This window comes from Pseudomonas sp. 8(2025) (assembly GCF_052665325.1).
Genome location: NZ_JBQOIE010000016.1, coordinates 1 through 17302, shown reverse-complemented (window position 1 = coordinate 17302; position 17302 = coordinate 1). Strand labels below are relative to the sequence as shown.

Sequence of the window (17302 nt, the reverse complement as noted above, 5' to 3'; positions counted from 1 at the left end):
TTGATGTTTCCAATACTGGGTTAGTGCCCGTTAGTTCGGTTTTTTATAGGCGGGCATAAGCCTTGGCTGTTGGGTAAGAGGTTTTAACCAGAGGTTGAAGTATGGCGCGCCACTGTAAGTATCTTGCGGCCATGGTGCTCTTTGCCTGGGCCTTTGCGGCTTCTGCTTGCCTGTTTGAAACCGCCATCGGCTCACCTTTGGGAGAAGAGGTTGTGGGTAGATTGCAGCAGGCCCTGGCGGCGCGAAATTATTATCAGGGAACAATAGATGGCGTGGTGGGGGAGAAAACCGAAGAAGCCATCTTTCTGTTCCAGATGGACTGTGAACTTCCGTTAACCGGCAGTATCAACTCGCAGATCCTGCAAAGGCTGGATATAAGGCCGCCCTTGTGGTTATCGGAATAAGTGTGTGGCTTGAAGGTCCGGTACAGGGAAACGTAATTGTTTCGCTATCAAAGGTCAGTGGCTGGAAAGTGGTTTTATTCTTATGGCTTTAACCCATAGCCCAGCGTCTGGTTATCCGTGGCGATTCAGGCTGGCTGTTGTTCTGGTGGGGGTGATGGCCGCAATTGTGTGCGGCCGGATCATTCAACTGCAGATCGCCGACAAGGCGTTTCTGATCAAGCAGGGCGATGCCCGAAGCCTGCGCTCTGTGGCTATCCCGGCCTACCGAGGCTTGATCACCGATCGCCATGGGCAGCCTCTATCCGTCAGCACGCCGGTGACCACGGTCTGGCTCAACCCCCGGGAGCTGATGGGCGAGCAGGGCCACTGGGCTGCGCTGGCCCAGGCGCTTGACGTGCCACAGAGCCGGTTGAGCTCGATCATCCTGCGCAACCGGCAGAAAGAGTTTGCCTACCTGCATCGGCGCGTTGCTCCCCAGGTGGCGGAACAGATGATGCAGGCGGTGCAGGCACTCAAGGTCACGGGGGTTCATACGCTGCAAGAGTCCCGCAGGTTTTATCCGGCGGGCGCCTCCATCGCGCACGTCATCGGCTTTACCGATATCGACAACCGCGGTAGCGAAGGGCTCGAACTGGCTTATGAGAGTGTGCTGCGCGGGCGCGATGGCAAGCAGTTGGTGCTCAAGGATCGCCGTGGCCACTTGATCGAGGACCTGGGGGTTTCGCGCCTGGCCAGGCCCGGGCAGGCACTCGCGCTGTCTGTGGATCTGCGCCTGCAATACGTGGCCGATCGAGAGCTGCGCGAGGGCATTGCCAGCAATGGTGCGGATGCCGGCAGCGTGGTGATCATGGATGTGCGCACCGGCGAGATCCTGGCCTTGGCCAATCAGCCCAGCTACAACCCGAACAATCGCTCTCGGGTGACGCCGTCGATGATGCGCAATCGCGCAGTGGTTGATGTATTCGAGCCGGCTTCAACCCTGAAGCCGTTCTCGGTGGCCGCCGCGCTGGAAAGTGGGCGCTGGAAGCCGGGGGACAGGGTGCACGTGGCAACCGGCACCTTGCAGATCGGCCGATACACCATTCGCGATGCTTCCAGGACCGCGGGCGAAACCCTGGACCTGACCGGCATCCTGGTGCGTTCGAGCAACGTTGCCATCAGCCAGGTGGCCTTCGATATCGGCGCACCGCGGATTCATGACCTGCTGCACCGGGTGGGGCTGGGCCAGGAGACGGGCGTAGGGTTCCCCGGTGAACAGACCGGGGTGCTGCCCCTGCGCCGGGAGTGGCGGCCCACCGAAACCGCGACGCTGGCTTACGGCTATGGGGTGTCCGTTACCGCGGTACAGCTGGCCAGGGCTTACGCCACCCTGGTCAACGGCGGTGTCCGGGTGCCCACTTCACTGCTGCGGGTTTCTGCCGTGCCCAAGGGCGTCCAGGTGATGCCGGCCAGCGTGGCCAATACCGTGAAAGACATGCTGGTGCAGGTGGTTGAAGGCCCCAGGGGCATCTATCGGGCCAAGGTGCCTGGCTATCAGGTGGGCGGAAAAAGCGGCACCGCGAAAAAAACCAGCCAGGGTGCCAAGGGCTATCTGGCCAGCTCCTATCGCGCCATGTTTGCCGGCTTCGCCCCGGCGGCAAACCCCAGGTTCGTGATCGTGGTCGTGGTGGACAACCCCAGGCACCACGGTTTTTTTGGCGGGCTGGTATCCGCCCCGTTGTTCAGCAAGATCATGTCGCAGACTCTGCGCCTCAATAACGTGGCTCCCGATGATATTTGAAGCCTATGCAGCAAGAGTTGCCCATGCCGCAAATCAGTAACTTCAATCACCAGCAAACAGAAGATGCGATCGTCACCAAACGAATAATGGCAAGTGCCGTGCTGGTGGTTCTGCTGACCGCGGCGCTGGTGGTCAGGCTTTATTTTCTGCAAGTGACGCAACATGAGTACCAGGTTGCCGTTGCGGAAAAGAACCGCGTGCACATCAGGCTCATCCCGCCAGAACGGGGGCTTATCTATGACCGCAATAAGGTGGTTCTGGCCGATAACGTAGCCAGTTTCAACTTGACCCTGACCCGTGAACGCGCCGGGGATGTCGGTGTCGTCCTTGGCCATCTGGCGCGGATTCTGCAATTGCCCGAAGCCGAACGCAGCCGGGTCGAGAAGGAACTGCGCCGCGCAAGAAGAGCCTTCGAGCCCGTGACGCTGATGCTGGACCTGACGGAAAAACAGATGGCGCAGGTAGCGGTCAATCAGTTCCTGTTGCCCGGTGTCGAGGTCCAGGCGCAGTTTCTCAGGCAGTACCCCCATGGCGAGCATTTTGCCCACTCGGTGGGGTATGTCGGGCGGATCAACGAGCAGGAGTACAAGCGCCTCGATCCGGCCCGATACCTGCGCAGCCAGTTGATCGGCAAGACCGGGATCGAGCGTTTCTACGAAGACGCCCTGCATGGCCAGATGGGGTTTGAAGAAGTGGAGACCAATGCCCAGGGCCGGGTGATGCGGGTGCTGCGCCGGCACAACCCGATTGCCGGGCAGGACATCGTCCTGACCCTCGACGCCGGGCTGCAGGGTGCCGCCGAGGAAGCGCTGGGGGACCGGCGGGGCGCGGTGGTGGCCCTGGACCCGGCCACGGGGCAGGTGCTGGCAATGGTCAGCCGGCCGAGCTTCGACCCCAACCCCTTCGTCAAGGGCATCTCTGCGCCAGGCTACGCCGCCTTGCGCGATTCCGATGACATGCCGCTGTTCAACCGGGTGTTGCGCGGGCTCTATCCCCCGGGCTCGACCATCAAGCCCATGGTGGTGGTGGCGGGCCTGGACAGCGGCGTGATCACCCCCACCAGCCAGGTGTTTGACCGGGGTTATTTCGAGCTGCCCAACTACAAGCACAAGTACCGCAACTGGAACCGGGGCGGCGAAGGCTGGGTGGACATGTACGACGCGATCATGCGCTCCAATGACACCTACTTCTATGACCTGGCCCACAGGCTGGGGGTCAGAAGGCTGCACAGCTACCTCAGCGAATTCGGTCTGGGGCAAAAGGTTTCGATCGACATGTTCGAAGAGGCAGCGGGATTGATGCCGTCCCCTGAATGGAAGCGCGCCACCCGCCGGCAACCCTGGTTCCCTGGGGAAACCCTGATTCTGGGCATCGGCCAGGGCTATATGCAGGTCACACCCCTGCAACTGGCCCAGGCCACCAGTCTGATCGCCAATCGGGGGATCTGGCACCGGCCGCACCTGGCGCTGGCGGTCGGCGGCCAGGCGCCGGTCGACCCCAGGCCCATGCCGAACATCGTGCTCAAGGATGCCCATTCCTGGGATCAGGTCATCCAGGGCATGCAGATGGTCATGCACAACCCCCGTGGCGTAGGCCGCGCAGCAGCCCGGGGCGCGCAGTACCGCATTGCCGGCAAGAGCGGCACGGCGCAGGTGGTGGCGATCAAGCAGGGCGAACGCTACAACCGCAACAAGACCCATGAGCGCCACCGGGACAACGCGCTCTTTGTCGGCTTCGCCCCGGCCGAACAGCCGGCCATCGTGGTGGCGGTGATGATCGAGAACGGCGAGGCCGGGGCCCGGGTGGCCGGCCCTGTGGTGAGGAAAGTCATGGACGCCTGGCTGCTCGATGCCAGTGGGCATCTGCAGCCGCAGTTCGCCGTACCGGTATCCAGCGACAAGCGCGCAAACACCCTGACGGTAAACGCCAGCTAGGCGCGCAGGAAATCAGCCAGGGCTCCAGGGCCCGCCAGGTTCACATTCAAACGGTAAGCGAGGAAACAGCGGGTGCGAGTCATTGAATATCTGGGTTGGAGTGTGCTCGCGCTGGTCAGCGTGGGGCTGCTGGCCGCAAGTGGCACCTACCTGTATCTGCAACCCCGGCTTCCCGATGTCGCGGCCCTCAGGGACGTGCATCTGCAAGAGCCCCTGCAGGTCTTCACCCGGGATGGGAAACTCATCGCCGAGTTCGGTGAAGTGCGGCGCATACCCCTCGCCAGCGCGGACATACCCCCTGACTTTCGAGCGGCCTTCATGGCCGCCGAGGACGGCAACTTCTATCAGCACCCCGGGGTCGACCCGGCCGGGTTGCTGCGGGCGGCGTTCGAGTTGCTCAAGAGCGGCCACGTTCGCTCCGGCGGCAGCACCATCACCATGCAAGTGGCGAAGAACTTCTTCCTGAGCCGCGAGCAGACCTTTTCACGCAAGCTCAGCGAAATTCTCCTGGCCCTGCAGATCGAGCGCAGCCTGAGCAAGGAGGAAATCTTCAACCTGTATGTCAACAAGATCTACCTGGGCAAGCGCGCCTATGGCATCGCGGCAGCCGCCAGAATCTATTACGGCAAGCCGGTGGCGCAGCTGAGCCTGGCTCAGGTGGCGATGATTGCCGGGCTGCCCAAGGCGCCATCGCGCTACAACCCGATCAACAACCCCGCCAGGGCCAAGCAGCGCCGCGACTGGATTCTGGGGCGCATGCACGCGTTGGGCAGCATCGATACAGCCAGGTATCAAGCAGCCCTGGCGCAAGGGGTAGACGCCAGCTACCACGCCCCGGAACCCGAGATCGATGCTCCCTACATCGCAGAAATGGTCAGGGCGGAAATGTTCCGGCGTTTTGGCGATGAGGCCTACACCCTGGGCCTGCGGGTAGTGACCACGGTTCCCGGTTCATTGCAGGCGTCGGCCACTTCCGCGCTGCGCAAGGGCTTGAAGGTCTATGACAAGCGCCATGGTTACCGCGGCCCTGAAGGGCATTTCGCAGGCCGGGCCGGCAGCCAGTGGCCCGAGCGACTGAAGGCTTTTCCAGCGTATGGCGGCTTGCGGGCGGTGGCGGTGACCCAGGTTTTCGAGCAAAGCATCAGCGTGGTGGATGACCGTGGCCAGGAGCACTCCGTGCCCTGGAGCAGCATGAAATGGGCGCGCCCCTATCTGGGCCACAGCGCCTTGGGGCGCCAGCCGGTGCGCCCGGCCGAGGTGGTCAAGGTCGGGGATGTGATCCGTGTCGACCCCGAGCACGATCCGCTGCTGAGCTTCAGCCAGGTGCCCAGGGCCCAGGGCGCGCTGGTGTCGATCGCCCCGGAGGACGGGGCGATCCAGGCGCTGGTGGGCGGTTTTGATTTTCAACAAAGCAGCTTCAACCGTGTGCTGCAGGCCAGGCGCCAGCCGGGTTCGAGCTTCAAGCCCTTCATCTACTGCGCGGCGCTGGACAGCGGCTACACCCCGGCGAGCCTGGTCAACGACGCCCCCATCGTCCTGGGGGGCGACTACTCCGGCCCGGTGTGGCGCCCGCAGAATGAGAACCGGACCTTCCTGGGGCCGATTCGCCTGCGCGAAGCCCTCAACCGCTCAAGGAACATGGTCTCCATACGCTTGCTGCAAGCCATGGGGGTGGACAAGACCATCGACTACATCGCCCGTTTCGGGTTCGACCCCCAGGACCTGCCTCACAACCTTTCCCTGGCCCTGGGCACCGCGTCGGTCACGCCCATGGAGGTGGTCGCGGGCTGGAGCGCCTTTGCCAACGGCGGCTACAAGATCAGCCCGTACTTCATAGAGCGCATTGAAGACCCCAAGGGCCAGATCGTGTTCCAGGCCAGCCCGCGTTCGGCCCCCACTGCACAGCGGCCAGCCCCCGAGGCGGTGGCCGAGCAGATAGTCGACAGCCGCACCACCTACCTGCTCACCAGCCTGCTGCAGGACGTGGTCAAGCGCGGCACTGGCCGCGCCGCAGCCGCCATGCAGCGCCCGGACATCGCGGGCAAGACCGGCACCACCAACGAGGCCAAGGACTCCTGGTTCACCGGTTACAACGGCCACTACGTCACCAGCGTCTGGGCCGGTTTCGACCAGCCGCAGAGCCTGGGGCGGCGCGAATGGGGCGTGACCATCGCGCTGCCGATCTGGATGGACTTCATGACGGCGGCGCTTGAGGGAACGGCGCCTTACTCCCAGCCGGAGCCGGATGGCATCGTGACCCGCCGGATCAACCTGGAAGATGGCAGCGCCGCCAGCGCGCAGGCGCCGGGCACGGCGATGGAGGTGTTCAGGAGTGACAACGTGCCGCCGGTGGGCGCGGGAGAGGGGGCAGCTGTCGACGGCGCTGCGGACATGCAGCGCACGATGCAGGAACTGTTCTAGTGACCGGGCCGGGCCCTGATGGCGAGAACCGCTCCGGCGATTTTCCAACAACCGTTGCGTAATGGATAGTTGGCCATAGGATGTGCGCGTTGCCGATGATGATCGGGCCCCCATCGTCGTGATCCTTTACTCAGTTTCAAGGTTGCTGCATGAATCCGGATGACTTCAAGAAATTCAATATCGGCTCCATTGTTCGGGCCACTCAAAGCTCTGCTGCGCTCAAACACCAGCTCGGCTTCCTGATCAAGGTTCTGGAGGAACTGGATATCCAGTTCTCCGACTGCGAGCAGGATCCTCTGCGCCTGGCGAAAGCCTATGTTGCCGGGGAAATTCCTGCTGAACGCTGCAAGGCGCAGGCTGCACTCTGGTGGGCAAAAATCGATGAGCAAGGGGCAATACGAGGGTTCAAGGATCGGGAGGTATTGAAGGCACGACTGGCCATTTGTCTGCTGTCGAATGATGAGGACGATATTTCCGTGTTGGGAGATAACCTCTCGTGGTTTCTTGAGGTGTTGGGTTTCTTGAATGTGGAACCGATGAAGCCAATTGAAATGATGAGAGAGTATTTCGAGTTCAAATAGAAGTTCATTCGCACCCGGCTCGCTCTCGGTGCCCTGGCCGGCAGCCTGACGACAGCCAAGCCCCCATGCGTTTTGCTGGCTCCCACCGTCACGCTGGCGGGGTGCTCGACGCGTTTTCCATGAGCCGCATGTGGATTTCATTGCGCTTGATCGGGCGCTGATCCTGCCTGCACAAGGTGTCCCTGCGCGCGGCTCAATCGGCGAGCGCGCAGGGGGCGAGCTACAGGCTGGGAGCCTCTTGGTTCACTTTCAGCTCGAAATCGAAGCCGATGCTCCGTTCATGGAGGATCTCGGTAATGCGTTTGAAAAACCAATCGACTTGCTCGGGCAGTTCGTGCAAACCCAGTACCCGGATAATCAGGTGCTTGCCGCAGGCATCGGGAATTTCGCTGTAGATCTCTTCACTTTCGATGAAGGTGATGTAGGTGTTGATCTTCTCTTGCAGCAGGAGCAGGTGTTCGCTGTGTGCCGCTTCGTCACCCCATTCGAGGGGGTCGACCATGATCAACAGCAGGCTGTCGGGCGCGGATTTGGGGATGGCCCAGATATCGATGACTTTTGGATTGGTGATGGACATTGCTGATCCTTCAGAACGTGGGGGCGGCGGCATTATAGGCCGTAGCGATGGGTTTCTTCAGTGGGCAATCGGTGGTCGCGGTTCCGGCCCGTGGGCGAGGCCAGGGTGGGCTTGCCCCGTTCAGGCGCAACCTGATCGAGCGGCGGCGTGCTCTTTTCAATAGCGGCCTGATCGACGGTAGTGACAAAACGCCATCATCTGCTATGGCTTGTTAGGCCCCCCGTGGATAGATGCCGGGCTCCAGGTGCCATTGCCCAGAAAAATCGAGACGGCGCGGGCCGCGTTATTCGACTTAACTGATGCTCACCCGCCAAGGGGGACATGGGCGCAGGAGGACCGAGTGGGGCCTGCGATCCCGACAGGCCTGGATTGACCCGAGTGAGTATCGACGTTGCCGTGCCGGGTGGGCCGCTAACCTGGTCGTCGGGGTGTTTGCAGCTCTCTGACACTCAGTCGATAGCGTGGAATGACAGCAGGGAAGTACCGACCATTCTATTAGAGAGATAAAAAATGAACGTCAGGACAATGAATCTTGCTCCAAGGTCTGCCGCCTTTTTCTCGCTCATTGTCCTGGTGGTGTTCGCCCTGGGCATTGTCGCCGTGCTGCAAATGGGCAAGCTGCGAGACGCGGAGCAGGATGTCGAGACCAACTGGATGACCAGCATCCGCGAGATCGGCAAGATGAAGAGCAGCGTCTTGCGCCTGCGTCTGGAAAGCATCCGCATCACCGTGACCACCGACGAACAGCAGCGCCAGACCCGCATCGCCTCGTTGAGCGGTTATCGATCCAACCTGCAGAACACTATCAACCAGTACGAACCCCTGATCACCGGGCCGGCGGAGCGTGAGCTGTACCAGGCTGTAGCGACCGATGTGCAGGCCTACTTCAAGCTGGTGGACGAGCTGGAGCCGCTGCTGCGCAGTGGCGACAACGCCGCGGCCATTACCCTGATCAACACCCGCATCAGCCCCATGACCAACGCCATGCAGGAGAAGATGGACAAACTCTCGGACTTCAACGACGAGGGCGCCAGGCAGGCGGGGATCACTGCGGCGTCGGTTTACAGCAGTGGCCTGACGCTGGTGCTGGTGTTGATGGGGGTGACGGTGGTGCTCACCGTGGTGTTGGCGGCGGTGCTGACCCGCAGCATCACCGCGCCCATCAGCGACGCCCTGGCCGTGGCCGAACGTATTGCCGGCAGCGACCTGTCCCGGGAGATCGGCGTCAGTGGCCGCGATGAAGCCGGCCGCCTGCTGGCCGCCCTGGCGCAGATGCAGACCAACCTGCGGGAAACCATCGCCCACATCGCCGATTCCTCCACCCAACTGGCCTCGGCCTCGGAAGAAATGACCGCAGTGACCGAAGACGCCAGCCGCGGGCTGGTGCGCCAGAACGACGAAGTCAGCCAGGCGGCCACCGCAGTGACCGAAATGAGCGCCGCGGTGGACGAGGTGGCCCGCAACGCCGAAGCCGCCGCCCAGTCGTCCCGCGAGTCCATGGAATTCACCCGCTCCGGCATCGAGAACGTGGCCCAGACCCTCAAGGCCATCGAAGGCCTGGCCGGCAACGTGGCCAGCACTGGCGAGCAGGTCAAGGCGCTGTCCAGCCGCGCCCAGGACATCAGCAAAGTGGTGGAAGTGATTCGCGCCATTGCCGAACAGACCAACCTGCTGGCCCTCAATGCCGCCATCGAAGCCGCCCGCGCCGGCGAGCAGGGCCGCGGCTTTGCGGTGGTGGCCGATGAAGTGCGGGCCCTGGCCCACCGCACCCAGCAGTCGACCCAGGAAATCGAACAGATGATCAGCGCGATCCAGGCCGACTCGACCCACGCGGTGAGCGCCATGAACGTCAGCGCCGAGATGGCCAGCAGCTCGATCTCCGTGGCGCAGAACGCCGACCTGTCCCTCAAGCAGATCGCCCAGGCGATTACCCAGATCAACGAACGCAACCTGCTGATTGCCACCGCCTCGGAAGAACAGGCCCAGGTGGCGCGTGAGGCGGACCAGAACCTGACCAGCATTCGCGAGCTGTCGATCCAGAGCTCGGCGGGGGCCAGCCAGACGGCCAGCGCCTGCGGGGAGATGGCCAATCTGGCGATCGAATTGAACCGGCTGGTGGCACGGTTCAAGGTTTGAGCGCGGCTTTTTGCCCTACGGTGGTCTGGTTCCTCCGTAGGAGCTGGCTTGCCAGCGAAGCTCGCCAACGATGATGCGCAATCAGCGAATCAATGCGGCGCCAGCGAGTGTTTTGCAAGCCAGCGTGCGCCTGCCCAAACCCATTCTTGAAATCCGGGTTCACAGGCTTTTGTCGGCGCAGGCTGCAAATGGGCTGTTGCGCCCCTCAGATTGAACGCTGGTTGACCCGGGCCATCAATTGCTCGGCGCTTTCCTTGCGCTCGGAATAACGGTCCACCAGAAACGCCTGCCGGTCGCGCAGCAGCACGGTGAACTTCACCAGCTCTTCCATCACATCCACCACCCGGTCGTAGAACGGCGAAGGCTTCATCCGCCCGGCGTCGTCGAACTCCATGTAGGCCTTGGGCACCGAGGATTGGTTGGGGATGGTGAACATGCGCATCCAGCGCCCGAGCACGCGCAACTGGTTGACCACGTTGAACGACTGGGAGCCGCCGCAGACCTGCATCACTGCCAGGGTTTTGCCCTGGGTCGGACGCACCGCGCCGAGCTCCAGCGGAACCCAGTCGATCTGTGCCTTGAACACCGCCGATATCGCCCCGTGGCGTTCTGGCGAACACCAGACCTGGCCTTCTGACCACAGCACCAGCTTCCGCAGTTCCTGGACCTTGGGATGGTCCACCGGGGCATCGTCGGGCAAGGGCAAGCCGGAGGGGTTGAAGATCCGCGTCTGGGCACCGAAATGCTCCAGCAGGCGCGCGGCTTCTTCGACCAGCAGCCGGCTGAAGGAGCGCTCGCGGGTGGAACCGTAGAGCAACAGGATGCGCGGCTTGTGCTCGTCTGGCGTCGAAGTGGGTGCGCCATCGAACAGGCGCAAATCCAGGTTAGGCAGGTGCTCGGACATGGGGCCTCCTTAAAGCGTGCCGATGCGATCGAGCTCGGTCTTGAGCTGATCGCGGCTGAGGTGGTTGAAGGGCAGTGCGAAGAAGGCTGCGCAGCGCTGTTCGATCTGCGCCAGGGTGGCGCGGAACGCGGCGTCGATCGCTGCCTCTTCACCGCGCACATCGGACGGGTCCGCCAGCCCCCAATGGGCCTTGAGCGCCGGGCCGAAATACACCGGGCAGCTTTCACCGGCCGCCTTGTCGCAGACGGTGATGACAATATCCGGCGGGTTGTCGGCGAAGGCGTCATTGCCCTTGCTGTACAGGCCGTCGGTGGCGATGCCGGCCTGCTGCAAGGTCGACAGGCTATGTGGCAGCACCTGGCCCTTGGGGAAGCTGCCGGCGCTGACCGCCGCAAACCCCTCGGGCGCCAGATGGTTGAACAGGGCTTCGGAAAGAATGCTGCGGCAACTGTTGGCCGTGCACATGAACAGGACTCGCATGGGGGGGCTCCTGCCGCTTTGGGCGGCTGTCAGAGGCTCAGGCGCAGGGCCAGGGCCGAAAGGGTGACCAGAAGAACCGGGAGGGTCAGCAGCACGCCGACCTTGAAGTAATACCCCCAGGTGATGCGCAGGCCCTTGCGCTCCAGCACGTGCAGCCAGAGCAATGTGGCGAGGCTGCCGATGGGGGTGATTTTCGGGCCCAGGTCGCAGCCGATGACGTTGGCGTAGATCATCGCCTCGCGCACCAGCCCCTGTGCCTCGCTGGCCTGTATCGACAGCGCGCCGATCAGCACGCTGGGCATGTTGTTCATCACCGAGGACAGCAGCGCCGACAACAGGCCCGTGCCCAGGGTGGCGCTCCACAGCCCCTGTTCGGCCAGGCGGTTCAGCACCTGGGCCAGCAGGTCCGTCAGGCCGGCATTCTTCAGGCCGTACACCACCAGGTACATGCCCAGCGAGAACACCACGATCTGCCACGGCGCCTCGCGCAGCACCCGGCGCGTGGAGATCCGGTGGCCCTTGGCGGCGACGGCAAACAGCAGCGCGGCACAGGCCGCCGCCACGGCGCTGATAGGAATACCCAGGGGCTCCAGGGCGAACAGCCCGACCAGCAGCATCAGCAGGGTCCAGCCCCCGACCCTGAAGGTGGCCCGGTCACGGATCGCCGTGCAAGGTTGCGGCAACGCATCCAGGGCGTAGCGGTGCGGCAGGTCCTTGCGGAAATAGAGGAACAGCACCAGCAAGGTCATGGCGACACTGGCCAGGCTCACCGGCAGCATCACCGCCGCGTACTCGGCGAACCCCAGCCGGAAGTAGTCGGCGGACACGATATTCACCAGGTTGGACACCACCAGCGGCAGGCTCGCGGTGTCGGCAATGAAGCCCGCGGCCATGACGAAGGCCAGGGTCGCCCCGGGGCTGAAACGCAGCGCCAGCAGCATCGACATGACGATGGGCGTGAGGATCAGCGCTGCGCCGTCATTGGCGAACAGCGCCGACACCGCCGCCCCCAGCAGCACGCAGAAGGCGAACAGCCGATGGCCGCTGCCCCTGGCCCAGCGCGCCACATGCAGGGCGGCCCATTCGAAGAACCCGGCCTCGTCCAGAAGCAGACTGATGATGATCACCGCGATGAAAGTCGCGGTGGCGTTCCAGACAATGGCCCACACCGTGGGAATGTCCTGCAGCGATACCGCGCCCACCGCCAGCGCGATGATTGTGCCGAGCGTGGCGCTCCAACCGACGCCGAGGCCCTTGGGCTGCCAGATGACGAGAATCAGGGTGAAGAGAAAAACAGCCACAGCGACAAACATGCAGATTCACTCGATAGGGGTCAGCAGCAAGCGGCTTCGCGAACGGGGCGGCCATCCATGTTCTGCAGGCGCGCGGCGTTGTCCTTGAGCCAAGCGGCGTTGGCCTTGGCCGTCACATGCAGAATCTCCCGGACCCAGCCCGGCAACTCGGGGTTGAGGCGGTAATACACCCATTGGCCCTGGCGGCGATCGAGCAGCAAGCCACTGCTGCGCAGTTGCGCCAGGTGGCGGCTGATTTTTGGCTGGCTGTCGTCGAGTGCACACATCAGCTCGCAGACACACAGCTCCCCCTGATCGGCGATCAGCAGGGTGGCGCGCACACGGGTTTCGTCGGCCAGGCTTTTGAAGACTTCGGGAGGCGTGATCATGCTCGCTCCTTATATGTGGAAAATCGAATATACGAATATCCATATGTATTGGGCAAGCCAAAATTTTTCGAGACGCAGGCCTATGGCGGGGAGCGGCCAGAGGAGCGTGGCTTTTCATGGACGTTGCACGGCCGCCCATTGCACTATTGCGCCGGCCTTTCAGCCACCCATCACCCTCCCGTCGAAGACAGAACCCTCGACGGCCCCTTGCCAAGGAAGTCATCAGACCCATGACCGTCAGCGAACTGCTTGCCGCCATTCGTAAACCCTATGTCGAAACCCTGGCGCGTATCGCCGCAGAAGGGGCGGCGCATGTCGAGCCCGCTTACCGCAACAGCGATGGTTCGCTGGCGGTTGAAGGGGCCATGGGCACGCCTTGCCGGGTGGATGTGATTGCGGCCGAGAGCGGGGAGCCGGTGCAGGTCGATTCCGAAACCGAGCTGGGCTTTGAGCCTGTGCGCTTTGCGATCGAGCAGATGGCGGTGGTGATCTCGCCCTTTGGCTGGGACTGGTTGCCCCTGGAGGTGCGGGGCTTGAGCCTGGAACAGGCCTCTGAGGTTATTCGGGTGTGGTTCTTTGAGTGGTTCGATGGCGAAGACGAGAATTCGCCAACCGAAGAAGGGCTGCAAGGGGTGCTGCATTTTGTGTCGGACCCGGAGGCCACGGAGGAGGGGTACAGGGTCAAGATTGACCTCGGCTCGGCGCCCGAAGAAGCGCTGGAAGCGCTGCTGTTTGCATTGGCCGATGCCGGCGCCAGCGGAGCTTTTCTCGCATAGAGCAGGAGAGGCCCTGAGCCGACCTGATATCGCTTCCCCTGTAGGAGCTGGCTTGCCAGCGAAGCTCGCCAACGAAGACGCGGAGCCACCTTCTTACCGCGTGCACCTGGGGGCGGGTGGCGGCCAACCCGGCATCCTGCCGGGTTGGCCACGGCTCAATGCCTGCCTTCGACCCTCCTGTGCGCAGGGGCAGGAAGATCAACAGCCAACACCGCCAACGATGGCCTCGCTCTCAGAGCTTCATGCCCACCGCCAGCCGGTTGAAGGCATTCATCAAGGACACGGCCAAGGTCAGGTCGGAAATTTCAACGTTGCTAAAGTGCGCTTTCAGCGGTTCGTACAGCTCGTCCGGCGCGCCCTTGTCGTGGACGTAGGTGAGGGTTTCGGTCCAGGCCAGCGCGGCGCGCTCGCGTTCGCTGAACAGTTCGCTGACGCGCCAGCCGGCCAGGCAATCCAGCTTGTCTTGCGCCACCCCACACTCGCGCAGGGTCTGTGAGTGCTTGCCCAGGCAGAACGAGCAGCCGTTGATCTGCGACACGCGCAAAAACACCAGTTCCACCAGGGGCAAGCCCAGGGGGCTTGCGACCAGGGCGGTGTTGGTGGCGAGCAGGCCTTGATAGGCGGCTGGCGACAGGGTGGCAAAGGGCAGTCTGAGTTGGCTCATGGTGAAACTCCGATAGGGAAAAAAGTGATCAGGCACAAACGAGAGGGTTGAACAGGGGCTGCAAGGACAGTGCGCTGCGGGCCTCGTCGAGGGTTGCACGCACGGCCTCGTCACCGAACACCAACCCTTGCAGATAAGTGAACTGCAGGTCGAACAGGCCGAGGGTGTTCAGCACCTGGCGCAGGTAAGGCGTCAGAAAATCCGGTTGGCGTGCCCGCGGGCCCTGGTGAAAGCCGCCGGAACTGACCAGCACGTGCACCGGGCGGTCCTTGAGCAGGCCAACCTTGCCTTCCGGGCCGGAGCTGAAGGTGCGGTGAATGCGCAGCACATAGTCGATCCACAGCTTGAGCGCGGCCGGCAGGGTGAAGTTGTGCATGGGCGTGGCAATGAGCAGGGCATCGCTGCGCTCCAACTCGCCGATCAGCCCCTCGGACATCTCGAACAGTGGCGCGTCGAAGGGCGTGGGGGTGGTCAGGGCGTGGGCGTAGTCCATGCCCAGGGGTGGCAACGGATTGGCCCCCAGATCGCGCTCGACCAGTTCCAGGTGCGGATAGCGTTGGCGCAGGGAGCTCACCAGTTCCAGTGCCAGCCGGTTGCCATGGGAAACCTGCCCACGGGGGCTGGCGTTGATCAGTAGAAGGTTGTTCATGCCGGCTCCCCACCCTGAAGTCGTTGAGTGAAATGCATGCCCCGGGCCAGCAGCCCCTGGCGGAAATAGAAACGCTGGGCCAGGGGCATATGCAGGCCGGTATCCAGCACCAGGTGATCGCATTGACGCTGCACGGCCTCATCACGCACGGCGCTCAACAGCCGCGCACCCAAGCCGCTGCGCTGAAGCTCCGGGCTCACGACCAGGTCATCGACGTAGATGAAGCGCCCGTAGAGCAGGTTTTCCAGCTCGCGGTAGCCCGCCAGGCCGACGATGCGCTCAGCGTCCCACGCGGCGAGCAAGCGATAGCCCTGTTCGGTTTGCCGGGCTACTTGGGCGACATAGGCTGCCGAGCTGGTGAGGTGGGGGCGCAAGACACGCATCAAGTCGAAACTGGCCGCCAGGGCCGCTTCGCTTTCGAGGTGTTGAAGGGTGTAGGGCATGTCCGTCATCCGCTGAAAAGAGATGACCCACTTTAGAAGGTCAATGGCTTAAGCTATAGGGCCAAAAAATGCATAAATGACTAGGCCATGATCCTTCCTTTCGAATTGGACCGCAGCCAGACGGCGCCGATCTATCGCCAGCTTTACCAGCGGTTTCGCGAGTCCATCGCCGATGGCCGCCTGCGTCCGGGGGACCGAGTGCCGGCGGTCCGCGCCCTGGCGGCGGAACTCAACCTGGCGCGGGGCACCGTGGAAGCGGCCTACCAGCTGCTGATAGGCGAGGGCTACCTGACTGCTCGCGGGGCCGCCGGGACCATTGTCACGCCGCAACTGGCACCGGTTTCGGCGCCCACGCAGCGCGCCCCAGTGGCTGCAACGACCTACCAGGCCACCCATGCCGGCACGCTGCCGCTGGCACTGCAAATGGGCCTGCCAGCGCTGGACGCCTTTCCGCGCAAGCTCTGGACCCGCCTGGCGGGCCGGCAACTGCGCCAGGCGGGCGTCGAAGGCCTGGTCTACCCGGACGCGCGCGGCTACGCCCCGTTGCGGGCGGCCATTGCCTCCTACCTGGGGATTTCCCGGGGCATCAGTTGCCACCCGGAGCAGATTTTCGTCTGCGCCGGCTACCGCGCCTGCCTCGACCTGATCAGCCACACGCTGATGCGCCCGGGCGCCACTTGCTGGCTGGAAGAGCCCGGCTACTTCATGGCCAGGAGCGCGCTGCTGGAAGCCGGTGCGCAACTGGTGCCGGTGCCCGTGGACGATCAGGGCCTGGACGTCGCCCAAGGCATCGCCCGCGCCCCGGAGGCCGGCTTTGCCGTGGTCACCCCGACCCACCAGAGCCCGCTGGGGGTGTCGCTGTCCCTGCCGCGGCGCCTGGCCCTGCTGGACTGGGCCAACCGCCAAGGCAGCTGGATCATCGAGGACGACTACGACAGCGAATACCGCTACCAGGGCAAGCCCTTGCCGGCGCTCAAGAGCCTCGACCAGCAGGGCCGCGTGCTCTACACCGGCACCTTCAGCAAAGTCCTGTTTCCAGGGCTGCGCCTGGCCTACCTGGTGGTGCCCGCCGAACAGACCCCAGCGTTCGCCCGCCAGGCGGATCGTTTGCACAACCACTGCCCGCACCTGCTGCAGGCGACGGTCGCGGCCTTTCTCAACGAGGGGCACTTTGCCCGGCACCTGAACAAAATGCGTGGCCTGTATGCGCGTCGGCGGCAGTGGCTGGTGGTGGCGTTGCACCAGGCGTTGGGTGGGCGTTTGCAGATAGACCCGCAGGCGGGGGGCATGCATGTGGTGGCTGGGCTGGGGGAGGGGGACGATGTGCAGATTGCTCGGCGGGCGCGGGGGGAGGGGATTGCGGTGGAGCCGTTGTCGCAGTGGTATCTGGGGGATGGAGTTAGGCAGGGGTTGGTGATGGGGTTCACTAATGTGGTCAGTGCGGAGCAGGCGGTGAGTGTGGCGGTGCGGTTGGCTCGGGCCATTGGCTGAAAAGCGGGGCTACGGCCGCTGAGGCTGGAGTCTTTCCTGTGGCAGCCCCCGCCATTTGGCAGGCCACACCCCCTGTGGCGAAGGCTGAAGGGCCAGACCAAAACCTGTAGCCGCTGTCGAGCGCAGCGAGGCTGCGCACGAGGACGCAGTCCTCGCCAAACCTGCCGATGCTTTTCACCTGGCTGCATACGGTTCTGTGTACATATCCGTTGCTGCGGTCACGACGGCTTATGGTTTCGCTCTTACAGAGACTCACTTTTGAAAAGCGCAAAACGAAGCAGTTTCCTGACGGCCCTGACCGTCGAAACCTGTAGCCGCTGTCGAGCGCAGCGAGGCTGCGCACGAGGACGCAGTCCTCGCCAAACCTGCCGATGCTTTTCA

The 17302-nt window shown here is 63.4% G+C and carries 16 protein-coding genes and 1 pseudogene; 9 read left to right on the top strand and 8 right to left on the bottom strand.

The annotated features are described in order from the left end of the window. The first annotated feature begins 101 nt into the window (after positions 1-101). From ACUXVH_RS25760 to ACUXVH_RS25740, 5 genes are all read left to right on the top strand, one after another. On the top strand, positions 102-404 hold the full coding sequence (locus ACUXVH_RS25760) for a peptidoglycan-binding domain-containing protein (protein WP_041117152.1): 303 nt from the start codon (positions 102-104) through the stop codon (positions 402-404). 154 nt (positions 405-558) lie between these two features. Then, positions 559-2184 (top strand): peptidoglycan D,D-transpeptidase FtsI family protein, encoded by a 1626-nt coding sequence (locus tag ACUXVH_RS25755; protein WP_445496249.1) that lies wholly within the window; start codon positions 559-561, stop codon positions 2182-2184. Positions 2185-2207: 23 nt separating this feature from the next. Then, complete coding sequence (gene mrdA, locus ACUXVH_RS25750; protein WP_072451478.1) at positions 2208-4118, top strand: penicillin-binding protein 2; 1911 nt, start codon at positions 2208-2210, stop codon at positions 4116-4118. Between the two features lie 72 nt (positions 4119-4190). Then, the gene (locus tag ACUXVH_RS25745) at positions 4191-6539 is read left to right on the top strand and encodes a penicillin-binding protein 1A (RefSeq protein WP_065363517.1); all 2349 of its coding nucleotides are present in this window, start codon (positions 4191-4193) and stop codon (positions 6537-6539) included. A 149-nt stretch (positions 6540-6688) separates the two neighbouring features. Beyond that, a complete protein-coding gene (locus ACUXVH_RS25740) occupies positions 6689-7120 on the top strand; it encodes a hypothetical protein (protein ID WP_041752106.1) in 432 nt (143 codons plus the stop codon). Between the two features lie 220 nt (positions 7121-7340). On the opposite strand, the gene ACUXVH_RS25735 is transcribed toward ACUXVH_RS25740, so the two are convergent. Continuing rightward, positions 7341-7697, bottom strand: a complete 357-nt coding sequence (locus ACUXVH_RS25735) for a DUF6572 domain-containing protein (RefSeq protein ID WP_065363518.1) — start codon at positions 7695-7697, stop codon at positions 7341-7343. Between the two features lie 510 nt (positions 7698-8207). Here ACUXVH_RS25735 and ACUXVH_RS25730 point away from each other — a divergent pair. Both ACUXVH_RS25730 and ACUXVH_RS25725 read left to right on the top strand, forming a co-directional pair. Continuing rightward, a pseudogene (locus ACUXVH_RS25730) lies at positions 8208-8978 on the top strand (MCP four helix bundle domain-containing protein); the annotation flags it as partial. Beyond that, a complete protein-coding gene (locus tag ACUXVH_RS25725) occupies positions 8970-9833 on the top strand; it encodes a methyl-accepting chemotaxis protein (protein WP_370508343.1) in 864 nt (287 codons plus the stop codon). The pseudogene ACUXVH_RS25730 and the gene ACUXVH_RS25725, both read left to right, overlap by 9 nt. A 205-nt stretch (positions 9834-10038) precedes the next feature. On the opposite strand, the gene arsH is transcribed toward ACUXVH_RS25725, so the two are convergent. Genes arsH through ACUXVH_RS25705 form a run of 4 tightly spaced genes read right to left on the bottom strand, consistent with a single transcriptional unit; the run spans position 10039 to position 12898 of the window. After that, positions 10039-10737, bottom strand: a complete 699-nt coding sequence (arsH, locus tag ACUXVH_RS25720) for an arsenical resistance protein ArsH (protein WP_445496245.1) — start codon at positions 10735-10737, stop codon at positions 10039-10041. A 9-nt stretch (positions 10738-10746) separates the two neighbouring features. Further along, positions 10747-11217: an arsenate reductase ArsC gene (locus ACUXVH_RS25715; protein ID WP_065363520.1), complete on the bottom strand. Its 471-nt coding sequence runs from the start codon at positions 11215-11217 to the stop codon at positions 10747-10749. Between the two features lie 29 nt (positions 11218-11246). Then, positions 11247-12530, bottom strand: coding sequence for an arsenic transporter (locus tag ACUXVH_RS25710; RefSeq protein WP_065363521.1), 1284 nt, complete (start codon positions 12528-12530; stop codon positions 11247-11249). A 20-nt stretch (positions 12531-12550) separates the two neighbouring features. Then, positions 12551-12898, bottom strand: a complete 348-nt coding sequence (locus ACUXVH_RS25705) for a metalloregulator ArsR/SmtB family transcription factor (protein WP_011060486.1) — start codon at positions 12896-12898, stop codon at positions 12551-12553. A 230-nt stretch (positions 12899-13128) separates the two neighbouring features. Here ACUXVH_RS25705 and ACUXVH_RS25700 point away from each other — a divergent pair, with 230 nt between their 5' ends. Further along, positions 13129-13674: a hypothetical protein gene (locus ACUXVH_RS25700; protein WP_047336261.1), complete on the top strand. Its 546-nt coding sequence runs from the start codon at positions 13129-13131 to the stop codon at positions 13672-13674. 232 nt (positions 13675-13906) lie between these two features. Here ACUXVH_RS25700 and ACUXVH_RS25695 read toward each other — a convergent pair whose 3' ends face one another. The 3 genes from ACUXVH_RS25695 to ACUXVH_RS25685 are packed head-to-tail and all read right to left on the bottom strand — an operon-like array spanning position 13907 to position 15430. After that, the gene (locus ACUXVH_RS25695) at positions 13907-14338 is read right to left on the bottom strand and encodes a carboxymuconolactone decarboxylase family protein (protein WP_065363522.1); all 432 of its coding nucleotides are present in this window, start codon (positions 14336-14338) and stop codon (positions 13907-13909) included. A gap of 28 nt (positions 14339-14366) precedes the next feature. Continuing rightward, positions 14367-14987, bottom strand: coding sequence for an FMN-dependent NADH-azoreductase (locus tag ACUXVH_RS25690; RefSeq protein ID WP_065363523.1), 621 nt, complete (start codon positions 14985-14987; stop codon positions 14367-14369). Next, positions 14984-15430, bottom strand: a complete 447-nt coding sequence (locus ACUXVH_RS25685; protein ID WP_065363524.1) for a GNAT family N-acetyltransferase — start codon at positions 15428-15430, stop codon at positions 14984-14986. Before ACUXVH_RS25685 ends, ACUXVH_RS25690 begins: the two co-directional genes overlap by 4 nt. Positions 15431-15517: 87 nt before the next feature. Between ACUXVH_RS25685 and pdxR the strand changes: the two genes are divergently transcribed. Continuing rightward, positions 15518-16921 (top strand): MocR-like pyridoxine biosynthesis transcription factor PdxR, encoded by a 1404-nt coding sequence (gene pdxR / locus ACUXVH_RS25680; RefSeq protein ID WP_065363525.1) that lies wholly within the window; start codon positions 15518-15520, stop codon positions 16919-16921. The last annotated feature ends 381 nt before the right edge of the window (positions 16922-17302 follow it).

Excerpts from the sequence above, each read along its gene's own strand:
- ACUXVH_RS25760 (WP_041117152.1), top strand. The coding sequence starts at position 102 with ATGGCGCGCCACTGTAAGTATCTTGCGGCCATGGTGCTCTTTGCCTGG.
- ACUXVH_RS25755 (WP_445496249.1), top strand. The coding sequence starts at position 559 with ATGGCCGCAATTGTGTGCGGCCGGATCATTCAACTGCAGATCGCCGAC.
- mrdA (WP_072451478.1), top strand. The coding sequence starts at position 2,208 with ATGCCGCAAATCAGTAACTTCAATCACCAGCAAACAGAAGATGCGATC.
- ACUXVH_RS25740 (WP_041752106.1), top strand. The coding sequence starts at position 6,689 with ATGAATCCGGATGACTTCAAGAAATTCAATATCGGCTCCATTGTTCGG.
- ACUXVH_RS25735 (WP_065363518.1), bottom strand. The coding sequence starts at position 7,697 with ATGTCCATCACCAATCCAAAAGTCATCGATATCTGGGCCATCCCCAAA.
- ACUXVH_RS25725 (WP_370508343.1), top strand. The coding sequence starts at position 8,970 with ATGCAGACCAACCTGCGGGAAACCATCGCCCACATCGCCGATTCCTCC.
- arsH (WP_445496245.1), bottom strand. The coding sequence starts at position 10,737 with ATGTCCGAGCACCTGCCTAACCTGGATTTGCGCCTGTTCGATGGCGCA.
- ACUXVH_RS25715 (WP_065363520.1), bottom strand. The coding sequence starts at position 11,217 with ATGCGAGTCCTGTTCATGTGCACGGCCAACAGTTGCCGCAGCATTCTT.
- ACUXVH_RS25710 (WP_065363521.1), bottom strand. The coding sequence starts at position 12,530 with ATGTTTGTCGCTGTGGCTGTTTTTCTCTTCACCCTGATTCTCGTCATC.
- ACUXVH_RS25705 (WP_011060486.1), bottom strand. The coding sequence starts at position 12,898 with ATGATCACGCCTCCCGAAGTCTTCAAAAGCCTGGCCGACGAAACCCGT.
- ACUXVH_RS25700 (WP_047336261.1), top strand. The coding sequence starts at position 13,129 with ATGACCGTCAGCGAACTGCTTGCCGCCATTCGTAAACCCTATGTCGAA.
- ACUXVH_RS25695 (WP_065363522.1), bottom strand. The coding sequence starts at position 14,338 with ATGAGCCAACTCAGACTGCCCTTTGCCACCCTGTCGCCAGCCGCCTAT.
- ACUXVH_RS25690 (WP_065363523.1), bottom strand. The coding sequence starts at position 14,987 with ATGAACAACCTTCTACTGATCAACGCCAGCCCCCGTGGGCAGGTTTCC.
- ACUXVH_RS25685 (WP_065363524.1), bottom strand. The coding sequence starts at position 15,430 with ATGCCCTACACCCTTCAACACCTCGAAAGCGAAGCGGCCCTGGCGGCC.
- pdxR (WP_065363525.1), top strand. The coding sequence starts at position 15,518 with ATGATCCTTCCTTTCGAATTGGACCGCAGCCAGACGGCGCCGATCTAT.